The sequence below is a fragment of the Chryseobacterium sp. MMS23-Vi53 genome, from assembly GCF_047651245.1.
Classification (GTDB): domain Bacteria; phylum Bacteroidota; class Bacteroidia; order Flavobacteriales; family Weeksellaceae; genus Chryseobacterium.
In genome coordinates this window covers 4,085,823-4,097,996 of record NZ_CP180265.1, presented here as the reverse complement: position 1 = coordinate 4,097,996, position 12,174 = coordinate 4,085,823, and the positions used below count along the sequence as shown (strand labels likewise).

At 34.4% G+C, this 12,174-nt stretch carries 12 protein-coding genes; 2 read left to right on the top strand and 10 right to left on the bottom strand.

Features of this window, described 5'->3' with window-relative positions; all coding sequences use genetic code 11:
* Positions 1-189: 189 nt before the first annotated feature.
* The 7 genes from ACKX2A_RS18320 to ACKX2A_RS18290 form a co-directional block, all read right to left on the bottom strand.
* On the bottom strand, positions 190-1,536 hold the full coding sequence (locus ACKX2A_RS18320) for an ammonium transporter (protein WP_415326367.1): 1,347 nt from the start codon (positions 1,534-1,536) through the stop codon (positions 190-192).
* Between the two features lie 106 nt (positions 1,537-1,642).
* Entirely contained in the window at positions 1,643-2,284 is a 642-nt protein-coding gene (locus ACKX2A_RS18315) for an alpha/beta hydrolase (protein ID WP_415326366.1), read from the bottom strand.
* Positions 2,285-2,612: 328 nt separating this feature from the next.
* The gene (locus ACKX2A_RS18310) at positions 2,613-3,386 is read right to left on the bottom strand and encodes a hypothetical protein (RefSeq protein WP_415326365.1); all 774 of its coding nucleotides are present in this window, start codon (positions 3,384-3,386) and stop codon (positions 2,613-2,615) included.
* A gap of 260 nt (positions 3,387-3,646) precedes the next feature.
* On the bottom strand, positions 3,647-4,282 hold the full coding sequence (locus tag ACKX2A_RS18305) for a YceI family protein (RefSeq protein ID WP_415326364.1): 636 nt from the start codon (positions 4,280-4,282) through the stop codon (positions 3,647-3,649).
* A 78-nt stretch (positions 4,283-4,360) separates the two neighbouring features.
* A complete protein-coding gene (locus ACKX2A_RS18300) occupies positions 4,361-4,927 on the bottom strand; it encodes a YceI family protein (RefSeq protein WP_415326363.1) in 567 nt (188 codons plus the stop codon).
* 157 nt (positions 4,928-5,084) lie between these two features.
* Positions 5,085-6,134 carry a glucokinase gene (locus ACKX2A_RS18295; RefSeq protein WP_415326362.1) on the bottom strand — a complete coding sequence of 350 codons (1,050 nt, stop codon included), beginning with the start codon at positions 6,132-6,134 and terminating at the stop codon, positions 5,085-5,087.
* Between the two features lie 114 nt (positions 6,135-6,248).
* Entirely contained in the window at positions 6,249-6,812 is a 564-nt protein-coding gene (locus tag ACKX2A_RS18290) for a hypothetical protein (RefSeq protein WP_415326361.1), read from the bottom strand.
* Positions 6,813-7,353: 541 nt separating this feature from the next.
* Between ACKX2A_RS18290 and ACKX2A_RS18285 the strand changes: the two genes are divergently transcribed.
* Together ACKX2A_RS18285 and ACKX2A_RS18280 are read left to right on the top strand one after the other, a co-directional pair.
* Entirely contained in the window at positions 7,354-8,739 is a 1,386-nt protein-coding gene (locus ACKX2A_RS18285) for a DUF1800 domain-containing protein (protein ID WP_415326360.1), read from the top strand.
* Between the two features lie 92 nt (positions 8,740-8,831).
* Positions 8,832-10,016: a DUF1501 domain-containing protein gene (locus tag ACKX2A_RS18280; RefSeq protein ID WP_415326359.1), complete on the top strand. Its 1,185-nt coding sequence runs from the start codon at positions 8,832-8,834 to the stop codon at positions 10,014-10,016.
* 173 nt (positions 10,017-10,189) lie between these two features.
* Here ACKX2A_RS18280 and ACKX2A_RS18275 read toward each other — a convergent pair whose 3' ends face one another.
* The 3 genes from ACKX2A_RS18275 to ACKX2A_RS18265 form a co-directional block, all read right to left on the bottom strand.
* Positions 10,190-10,327 (bottom strand): hypothetical protein, encoded by a 138-nt coding sequence (locus tag ACKX2A_RS18275; protein ID WP_415326358.1) that lies wholly within the window; start codon positions 10,325-10,327, stop codon positions 10,190-10,192.
* A 91-nt stretch (positions 10,328-10,418) separates the two neighbouring features.
* A complete protein-coding gene (locus ACKX2A_RS18270; protein WP_415326357.1) occupies positions 10,419-11,438 on the bottom strand; it encodes a helix-turn-helix transcriptional regulator in 1,020 nt (339 codons plus the stop codon).
* A gap of 317 nt (positions 11,439-11,755) precedes the next feature.
* Entirely contained in the window at positions 11,756-12,088 is a 333-nt protein-coding gene (locus tag ACKX2A_RS18265) for a HopJ type III effector protein (RefSeq protein WP_415326356.1), read from the bottom strand.
* Positions 12,089-12,174 lie beyond the last annotated feature (86 nt).

Here is a 12,174-nt window from a genome sequence, read left to right as displayed (position 1 = left end):
CTTAATCACAAAGATACACGATAAATTGAAAAGCAAAAGCCGAAGATGAAATTTCACCCTCGGCTATCAAAATTAAAACTATATGAACGCAAAATATTGTTGGTGTGAATTGTCAATAGTGAATTTTGCTTCGCAAGTGAATTTTAAAAAATTGACCGCAAAGCGAATTGACAATTCACAATTGATTTTCTAACACAGGCTTTCTTCATGTTGGGAAATGTCTAATCCCATATCCTCCGATTCTTCGGAAACCCTTAATGTGATAATACTATTTGTTATTTTATATAAAACTAATGAGCCAAAAAAAGCAAACAACGAAACCAAAACCAAAGCCATCATATGATGTGCAAATACTCCAAAACCACCGTGAAGAAGACTTGCATTTTTACCATGAGCAAAAATTGCCGTTAAAATCATTCCCATAATTCCGCCAACTCCGTGACAAGCAAAAACATCCAAGGTATCATCGATTTTCTTTAACGCTTTCCAGTTGACCATGATATTTGACACAATTGCAGAAATAAACCCTATAAAAATACTTTCAGGAATTGAAACAAATCCGCATCCCGGAGTAATCGCCACCAAACCGACAACCGCACCGATACAAGCTCCTAAAGCGGAAACTTTACGTTTATTAATTCTATCAAAAAAGATCCATGTCATCATTGCGGAGCCAGAAGCAATTGTTGTTGTTCCAAAAGCCATTGCTGCTGTTGCATTTGCACTTAAAGCTGAACCTGCATTAAATCCAAACCAACCAAACCAAAGCATTCCTGTTCCTAACATTACGTAAGAAATATTGGATGGCTCATGATGCGGCTTCTTTCTGTTTCCAACGACCAAAGCTCCTGCTAGAGCGGCAAAACCCGCACTCATATGAACGACTGTTCCGCCTGCAAAATCTTTAACTCCGAAATATTTATTTAAAAGTCCATCAGGATGCCAAACCATATGGCAAAGCGGCGTATAAATAAAAATACTGAAAAGCACCATAAATAAAAGGTAAGAAACAAATCGTACTCTCTCGGCAAAAGATCCGGTAATCAAAGCTGGAGTAATGACCGCAAATTTCATTTGAAATAAAGCAAAAAGTACGAAAGGAATTGTAGAAGCCATCGCTTTATGAGGTAATACTCCTACTCTGCTGAAAAAAGGATAGCTTAATGGATTTCCGATGATTCCATAATGCTCTCCGTTGATTGTAAAACCTATAGAATCTCCGAATGAAAGAGAAAAACCAATCACCACCCATAAAATGGAAATCACGCCCAAAGCAATAAAGCTCTGAAGCATGGTAGAAATCACGTTTTTCTTACCTACCATTCCTCCGTAGAAAAATGACAGACCTGGAGTCATTAATAAAACCAATCCTGCTGCTGCCAAAATCCATGCAACGTCTGCTCCGACGATTTTATCTTCGCTTAAAAACTCACCAGTATTCGGAAAGTCTTCTACAATAGGACTCCAAAACAGTGCTCCCACTGCAACAAGTGTGATGATAGAAAATGAAATAATCCATTTTAATCCTACTTTCATAAAAATTTTTGTTTTACCCCTTCAAAAGTAAACATAATTTTTATAAAAACAATAAATTTTATTCTAAACCCCTAAAATTTTAATATTAATTTAAAATTAAACAAACTTAATTAAACACCTCCCCTAAAATTTTAGACACTTCTCTGAATTTTGTTGCAGGAAAAAGATGAGTACCCCCTTTTACAATATAATCAGGTTTTGAGTTTCTGATAGGAAAAACAATGTCTCTGTCACCCAAAATTTGGATCACATTTGGAATTTCATCAAATTTCCAGTCGGATATTTTTTCTACTGACCATTTTAAATAATAAGGATCTCTCACCCTGAAATATTCCAATACTCTTGGATTTTGAGAATCGAAGAATTTTCTGATTACACCATAAATGTTTGTAGTTCTTTCGTTAAAGAAATTTACCGGTAACATTTTCGGAATTTTTGTGATTTTTCCGGCTCTTATTAATCTCGGTTTTTCTTTGTCGGATTTGATGCTTCCCAGAATAACGATTTTTTGAGCGGGTTTTAATTTATTGATTTCCTGAACCATAATTCCGCCAAAGGAATATCCCAATAAACAAAACGGCTCCGAAACATCAATTTTTTCTGCCATTCTGGATACATATTGCGGAAATTCTTCATTTTGCTGAGGAATGAGCCAATCGATAAAAACAATTTCATGCTGCTCGGGAAACTGTATTTTTTCCAATACTTTGAAATCTGCTCCGAGACCGCTTACTACATAAATTTTCATACTACTAAAATAAAAAAAGCATCTTAAATCATGCTTGTGATTTGGTGAAAATTTGTTTTTAACGTGAAGAACTCAAAGGTTTTCTTGAAATGATTGAGAATATTTTCCGTTCGCAAAAGCGTATCAATCAGCAAATGAAATATGGAAAACTTTACAACATCTTTCTAATGTTTATAGGGATGTCTGTCACCCTAGCCCCGATTGCAGCTTTGTTTGAGCTCATTTTCATTTTTTTTCGGCGGCGCGGCTTTGCCGCGCCGCCGAAAAAAAAATGAAAATAGCGAGTGCGGAAAGCGGGATCAAGCTTCAAATAAAAATTTGCATTTACTTAATTTTTTTGAAAAGATATTCTTGTGATACTATCAATTGACAATGTTGTGATGATATCCGAAGCTATCCATTCGATGATGTATCCGTTGCCCGTTCCTAAAGGTGGCGGTAAACTTGCGCCGTCTGCGATTGTGATAAAATTGTATACCAAAATTCCGCTTGTTTTGCTTGAAGGAATAACTCCGCTTATTTCGGATCTAAAGCCGGATATTGGATTTCTTAATATAAACCTGATATCCTGACTTAAAATATTCAGATTTTTAGTATAATTAATGATAATTCTCCACTGATGAACCTGCCCCATCACACCATTTTCTACAAATTGATTGGAATTTTTTAGAATTTTTGTATCTGCAACGATGGAATTATCCGGCCAGCATGTGGTAGGCCAAGTTGCAAAGCTTAAAGGCGAAGAATAGGAAACCTGCCGGGTCGTGTTTGCTGCGACATTCGACCAGCTGGGTTTTGCACCGGCAGATCCACCATTTATTTTTACAACTCCTTCATTGGATTTCTTTTCCTGCTTACTGTAAACTAATGTACTCCAATTCGTTCCGTCATAATAGCGGATTGTCTTATTGGTTGAATCATAAGCCAACATTCCTTCTACAGGATTGGTTATATTTTGAGGATTGGGTAATCGCGGAATAACCATTGTAGAGTTGGTAGAAACAATATCCAAAACGCCTTTCGGATTTGTGGTGTTGATTCCCACTTGCGAATAACCTCCTGTCGATACAACAAGAGATAAAATAAAAATTGTTTTTTTCATAAATGTGTATTTGTTTAGCTTAAAACTTACACCTTCATGAATATTAAGTATTACAAATATGAGAGATTTTTTCTTAATTTTTGATCAAAAAGGTTGATTTACATTAATTAAATCAAAGCACTTGAAATAATTATTTGACAAGAAAGCTTTAATTTAAATTAAAAACTCTCAACAAAAATATCACTCAGGAAAGAGTAAAAAAAAATGAGTAATTCCCGGAGAAATCACTCATTTAAATTTATTAAAAAGACTTTTATATCTTATTTTTTCTTTTTTACTGGAGTTCTGTTTTCGTTATCAAGAACTGCTGTTGAAATCTTGAACTGGATATCCATTTCGTTTTTAATGAAATAATCCTTCAATGAAGACTGATAGAATACTTTGAAATCTCTTCTGTTTAATGAGAACTTCGCAGACTCGATTACTACTGTAAACTGCGTAATATAAACGTTTGCAGGGAAAGTAATCGTCTTTCTCACTCCTTTTATCGTGATATCTCCGTAAACCGTAGAGTTGAACTCACTGTTTGCTAAAGGAATAATTTTCGTAAGGTGGAATTTTGCAAGAGGGAATTTCTTCACTTCGAAGAAATTTGTACTCTTAAGGTCGTCTGTCAGTTTGATCATATCTTCATCCTGATTTGAAACGTCTCCTGCCATGATAGACTTCATGTCGATCACAAATTCTCCGTCTACCAAAACTGTTTTATCGAAAGTAAACTTTCCGCTCTTCAGCTTTACCGTTCCAGAGTGTGTTGTCGGGACTGTTTTTACAACCTTGTAACCCCACCATCTGATCTCCGATGATGTTACCTTTACCACTTTATCTCCTTTCTTTTGAGCGAAAACAAATGACATGCTTACACACATCATAGCAAACAATAGTAATCTTTTCATTCTTTTTTATTTACAATTCAACAAAAATAAAAAAAAGTGTAGAACTTCTACACTTTTAACAATCTTTTTTTGATTAAATTATTTTGCTGTTACTTTTACAAGCAAATCCATATCATCTTTCACAAGAACATCCTGCATTGTAGATTTGTAAGCAACATCAAATTTTTGTCTGTCGATAGAGAATTTGTTTGATACTAAGCTAACAGTTCCGTTTGCGTAAGTAATTTTTGCCGGGAAAGAAATCGCGTTTGTTTTTCCTTTAACAGTTAGGTTACCTGTTACTAAAGAATTGTAAACTTTATCATTGTTTTTCTTTACACCTGTAATTTTGAAAGTCGCAGTCGGGAATTTTTCAACTTCGAAGAAATCTCCGTTCTTAAGGTGACCGTTCAATTTTTGTTGATATTCCCCAGTAAGGTCTGTAGAGTTAATAGAAGTCATATCCAAAACAAAAGTACCACCAACCAATTGGTTTCCTTTCATTACCATTTCACCAGACTTTACCTTCACAGTTCCGTTGTGAGAGCTTGCCTCAGATTTTGCGATTTTGTATCCCCACCACTGAACGTCAGAAGCTACTACTTTTTTTGCCTGACCGAATGCTAAACCACTAGCTAAAACTGCTAATAAAAATATTTTTTTCATTTGAATAAAAAGTTATTTACTTGTTTGTTATTTACTGATGCAAATGTAGGTAACAAGTTTGATAGATTTTGTTGATGTACATCAATAAAAACAATAATTTTCATGAATAATATCATCCAATAAAAAACTCCGAAGAATTTTCGGAGCTTATATTTTTTTAATCTAGATAATACGCGGTGTAAAGCGCCGCACCATTCAATGCTGTATTTTCGTTTTTATTCAGATAGATCGGTATGTTTCGAAGCATCTCCTCCATCTTGTCGCTGATCTTAAATTTCTCGTAAAATTTATCTTTATTAATATATTGTCTGATCGCCTGAGGAATATCTCCTGAAATCAGTAAACCTCCTGTAGCTTTTAATTTTAATGTTAAATTATTTGCCTCTCTCGCCAAGAATTCAAGGAAAGTGTCTAAAGCAATTTTACAGATCAGAACATCATCTTCTACAGCAGCTTTGAAAATCTCCTGTACAAAATTTCCGTTTGCCAGTCTTTCAGAAAGCCATTCTGGTTCAGGATGTCTTTTTACGTCTCTCAGGAATCTGTAAATATTGAATAAACCTCCTTTAGACAAGACATTTTCCCAGCTTACAATTCCATAAATGTTATTTAAGAATTGATAAAATTCAACCTCAACATTCGTTCTCGGAGAAAATTCTGAATGTCCTCCTTCCGTTGCAAATGGCCTTAAGTATTTTCCGTCAAAGAAGTAACCGGCCTCACCCAATCCGTTTCCGGGAGCCAGGATCGCTACATTTCCCTTTTCAAGGTGACCACTTGTATAGATAGGATCCAAATCATCATCTTCCAAAAGCCCCATACCATATGCCGACGCTTCCTGATCATTTAGCATATCTACTTTTTCAAATCCGAAATCTCTTGTAAATTCTTCTACATCAAGACTCCAGCCTAATCTCGCGGGTTGGCTTTTCCCGTTGATTACAGGACCGGGAACTGCCATTCCAAGTCTTTTTACATTTTCCAAACCGTTATCCTGAATAAACTTCTTTAAAATTTCTGTAAAAGAGCCATATTCTTTTGTAGGATACGTATTCTGAGTTTTAATCTCAAGACCTCCGTTACTGGAAACAAAATAGCCTAAAGTTGTAATATCTTCGCGAAGGTTTGCGCCAATGATAGACACGTTATCATTGCTACCGTTTTTTACTCCTGGTAAATAAAGTGGAAATTTTGGATTCAAAATCATAACCTCAAATTTTATCAAATATAATAATACTTTTCGTAAATTTTCGTTTGAAATAAAAAACCTTTTCGAAAATTTGAAAAGGTTTGGCTAATAATTGCTTATATTTAAATCTAACTACTTCCCTAATGGAATATTGTAAGAAAATCCTACTCCAATGTTCCCCACATTGTAGTCCTGATTTGGCAAATCGCCTTTACTTCCTACAAATACTTTCTGATACTGTACAAAGAAATTCCAGCTCTGGTTGTGATATCCAATCTCTGGTTTGATGTAGAAACCACCGTCTGGTCTGTCAAGAGTCGCGTTTGAAGCTACCTTGTCATCTCCAACCAAAAATCCGTACCCTAAATCAGTTCCGAAATAGAAACCTGTTTGTTTAGGATAAATTCTGATCAAAGCACCTACAGGAATTACTCCCACATCATTGTTATTGTATCCGTTGTTGTCTTTACCAAAATAATGAGTATATCCTGTGGCAATACCAAGTCCGAAACCAGGGGTAATAAGGTTCTGATAAGCTACATCTACACCTGCTGCCATAGAAGTATTATCAGAAGGAACTGCTAAACCAACATTTGCTCCTACCTTAATCATGTTATTCATTTTAGAATCCTGTGCACTCATCACACCGGCTGTTAAAATTCCAGCCAGCAATATTGCTTGTTTAAACATTTTCATAACTCTGATTTTTTAAATTTTACTAAGCTGGAAGATGTAAAAATCGTGCCAAGGACTACGTACTGTTTAATTTTAACATTAATAAATTTCACAAAATAAAGAAAATCAATTAATTAAATTCAGTTAAAATTTAAATGATTGTTTAATGAAAATTGATCAAAAATTGGAAGTTATTGGTTGAAATTTTATGTTTTACTCATTACATGATTCGGAATACTTTTAAGTCTTTGTATTACTTATATAAACAAAATGCCTTTGCTTATATATTTAAAAATATGTAGTTTATTTTTAGAAAGTTTTGTTTACCCTTGCGATAATTTAAACGCAAAGCGAAACAAAGAATTAGTAAAAATTCATCCAAAAAATAAGATACACAAAGGCGTTTCGCTTATTTTCGAAAAATCAGATTTCAAAACTTATAATAATTCGTTTATTGAGGTTCAACAATCAAGGTATAAATTTGAAGCAATATTAACAATTCTTAACCCGTTATTATTTTAACCTTACCACACCAAATTTATCCAAAAAACAAAATACTGATATGACACCCTCATCGCTCATCAACAATAAACATCTTCTCTGGCGTGCCGGTTTCGGCGCAGGAATCAACCAGTTCGAAGATCTTCATAAAAAGGATATTAAAAGTTTAATTAATGATCTTTTTAAAGAAGAAACTTTTCTTTACATCAATTATGATACGCCAGACATCGCAGAAGCCGGCGATTATATGATGAATGATAAAGCTCCCGCTGAAAAGAAAAAAGAAATGCAGCGAATCAACCGCGAACAAAACGAGGAACTAAACCTCAATTTTCTTGATAAAATGGTTAACAGCAAAGAGCAGATGCGTGAAAAAATGGCATTTTTCTGGCACGGACATTTCGCTTCGAGAGTTGTAAATCCGAGATTCAACAGACAGATTTTAAATGTCATTCGAAAAAATGCATTGGGAAATTTTAAAGATCTTTTATTTGAAGTAAGCCAAGCTCCTGCAATGCTGAATTTCCTTAACAACCAACAAAATAAGAAAGACCATCCCAACGAAAATTTTGCCCGTGAAGTGATGGAACTTTTCACAATGGGACGAGGAAATTACACAGAAAAAGACATCAGAGAAGGTGCAAGAGCCTTTACAGGATGGGGTTATGACAAAGAAGGAAATTTTTTAGAAAGGCCAAAACAACACGATGAAGGCACAAAATCTTTTCTCGGAAAAACCGGAAATTTCACAGGAACGGATGCTTTAAATATTATTCTTGAACAAAAAGCAACCTCAAAGTTTATCACCACAAAAATTTATAAATTCTTCGTTAATGAAAATGTTGATGAAGCTATTGTTAATAAGCTAAGTGAAAGTTTTTACCAATCCAATTACGACATCAAAAAGCTGATGAAAGATATTTTCTCAAGCTCATGGTTTTATGATAAAAAAAATATTGGAAACAGAATAAAATCTCCGATAGAACTAATGGCGGGAATGATGAGAACGCTTCCGATGAATATTCAAAATCCAGAAAATCTGATTGTTTATCAAAAATTATTGGGACAAATGCTACTCTATCCACCCAATGTTGCAGGCTGGCCCAACGGAAAATCGTGGATTGACAGTTCTACTTTGATGTTGAGACTTCAAATTCCTCAGATTTGGTCTGGTTTGCGACCTCTTGATTATCGCCCAAAAGAAGATGATGATTTGGATATGGGCTTGAAAAACAATACGAATACATTGACGAAAAGTTTTAAGAACCCAAACATTACGATTGATTGGGCTCGTGTAGAAAAGATTTTTAATGGAAAGAATGTTGAGGATTATTTAATTCAAAACAGTAAATCGCTGGACATGAGTTCTGTGAAAAATTTTTCGGATAACACGGTGAAAATGAATGTCATTAATCTAATGTCAACACCAGAATATCAATTGATGTAGTTTTTAGGTAGCAGGTTGCAGATTTTAGCTAATAGTTAAAATGCAACTTTAAAACCTGCAACCTATGATCTTTAACCTAAAACCTAACATTTATGTTAATCAAAAGAAGAGAATTCCTAAAAATAAGTTCATTGGCAACCGCATCTTTGTTGATGCCGAATTTTCTGAAAGCCATGACACTAGATGATGCACTGGAACCGAACCAGAAAATATTGGTTGTACTGCAATTCACGGGTGGAAATGATGGTCTGAATACGATTATTCCGACTAGAAACGACATATATTTTAAAGAACGAAATAAAATTGCCATTCAAAATTCACTACAGTTAAGTGATGAAGCCGGAATTAATCCTGCTCTCTCCTATTTTAAAGAATTATATGACAATGGCGAACTTTCTGTAATGAATAATGTCGGCTATCCGAATCCTGACAAATCCCACTTTCGAAGCATGGATATTTGGCATTCTGCTAGTAAAAGTGACGAATATCTAGAAACTGGTTGGCTCGGAAGATTTTTGGATGAAGAATGTTATAAATGCGACCATCCAACACAAGCTTTAGAAGTTGATGATATGCTAAGTTTAGCCTTAAAAGGTGAAAATAATAAAGCTTTTGCTTTTAAAGATCCAAAGAGATTATATCAGACAAGTCAGGAAAAATATTTCAAATCTTTGTACGATCATCATCACGATGACGAAACGGTTTCATATTTATATCAAACTTTAGGTTCTACAATCAATAATGCTGATTATATTTTTGAAAAAAGTAAAGCAAAAAAAACAGAGCAAACATATCCTAATTCTCAGTTGGGAAAAGACTTTAAGACGGTTTCATCTTTGATAAAATCTGATATTAACACTAGAGTTTATTATCTATCCATCGGAAGTTTCGATACGCACGTGAATCAAAATGAAAGACAGCAAAAATTATTTGGAGACATCAATGAAGCCGTAAAATCTTTTGTTGCAGACATGAAAAGTAACGGACTTTTCGACAATATTTTATTGATGACTTTCTCGGAATTTGGTCGTCGCGTTGCGCAAAATGCAAGTAACGGAACCGATCACGGAACGGCAAATCAGATGTTTTTCATCAGCGGAGGTTTAAAGAAGAAAGGACTCTTGAATGCACTTCCCGATTTAACCAAATTGAATGAAGGAGATTTAATTTATACAGAAGATTTCAGGAAAGTATATGCTACTATTCTTAAAAATTGGCTGAATGCAGATTCTACTAAAGTTTTGGGCTGGAAGAATGGGATTTATGATTTTGTATAAGTTAAGTGTTGCTTCGAGAACCTCAGCCACCAGAGCGTATATTCGTATTATATAAATTTTTTTACACTACAAACTTGGTGGCTGAGGCAATGGAAGCCACCACTATAAAAAAATAAAAAGAGACTGTTGCTAAATGAACAGTCTCTTTTCTATAATTTCAAACTAACTACTTTTTAATTTGATGCAGGAAGCTGTTTGGGTTCATTTTCCTGCTGTTTTTTATCCAGCTTTTCAGATATTTTCTTAATAACAAATTCAATCACCAAAGGTGCTACAACGGCAAGTACAGCTTTTAATATTCTTGATTTCATAATGTTTATTTTTTATGAAACTATAAATACAATTTCCAAGCCATTGTAAAAATGAATATTTTAACCAAATAAATAAAAAGACAAAATAAATTTAATCTTCATCTGGAACAATTAAATCCTGATAATTTTTAACTCCAGCTTTAAACTTTTCTTCAAGTCTCAATCTTAATTTTCGAGGTTTATGAACAATCAAAGATTCGCCAAAACCTAATAAAAGTCTCTCCAATTCGTAATTCATCTGAACACAAATTTTAAAAATTGTCCCGTCATTAGATTCACTTACAATTTCCTGACTGTTATGCAAAGGCTTAGTTTTCACATACGGGGCATTATGAGAATCTACAAAAAAAACAACATTTCTCGGAGCCATTGTTGGCGAAACACTCACACCGACTATATCTTTAAAATATTCATCGCCATCCAGATTCATATCAATATAATCAATCTTTTCCTCAGCCTGAATGTCTTCCATTCTATCCAAAGCCAGATTGTAGACATATTGTTTATTCGAACAAATCAAAAACCAACGGTTGTTAAATTCCTTCAATAATTGTGGATGAACCACGTAAGAATCTGATTCTCTTGCCTTAAAACTTTTATAAGTGATATTTAAAACTTTTTTATGTAAAATCGCATCATACAGTATATCAATATATTCCAATCCTTTCAACTGTTCATTTTTATCCAAATGAATAATCGATTTCTGACTTGTCGCATGAATAGAATCTTCCAATTTCTGAATCACACCATTCATCTCCTTAAACATCGAAAAATCCTTGAATTGCTTCAAAATCTGCACCGCATTGTTCATCGCTTTCAGATCACTTTCATTGACAGAAATATTGTGGATACTGTAATCAGGATCGCTGTATCGATAATATTTTCTTTCGTAAACTTCAATTGGAGCTTCGTATCCGAACTTTTCACTTCGCATATTCTGCAAATCCAATTGTACAGTGCGCTTACTTACAAAAGATTCCTTTCCTTCAAACTCAAATAACGCTTCGGAACATTCATCTATTAAATCTTCTAACGTGTACTTTCGGTACTTATTTTTCAGGCATTTATCTAATGTTTTGTATCGGATCAGGGCATTTTTATTCGATGACATGGTTTTGTATTTTTTATTTAGGCGTGTCCCTTCGTTTTCCAGCTCCAGTTCCTCTTCATCACTCCGGGTCGGGCTGCTTCAGGCTTCACTTCGTTTCGGTCTCGGCTCGGGCTTCGCCCGAGCCGAGACTCCTCCTTTCAGTCGGACCTTGCGCATCCCTCACGTGAACGTTGGGAATAGAAAGTTTTGTCTTTTTTATGTCATTTCGACGTGAAGAGAAATCTAAAGTAGATTCTTCACTCCACTATCGCTTCGTTCTGAATGACAGAGAATATTACAAAGAGATTGCTTAGTCATTCCATTCCTTGCAATGACAATTATTTTCTCGTTAAAGCTTTCCCTTCAAAAGAGATCCCGTCCCATCCGAAATTTATAAAATTTCTGATATTCTGATGGTCTGTTCCTTCGGGGTTTTGCAAAACATCTTCTCTATAAAAAGCGCCGAAAAGAGAAAGAGTTTCTTCTTTCGACAGGTCATTTAACTTAGCAAAACTAAAAACTTTACAAGATCCATTATTCTGATCGGCTTCGTTTACTAAATTACCATTGGTAAATTTTGTCGGAGTAAAATCATAATGCGCATCAATAAATGCAATCACTTCTTTGAACTGAATTTCTTGTGCTGACTTTTCTAATTGTTCAAATAACATTTTTTAAATTTTTTCAAAAATAATTAAAATAATTTTATCTGCGCAAAAAGATTGCACACTTGTATTATTACTTTGCATCAACAAAA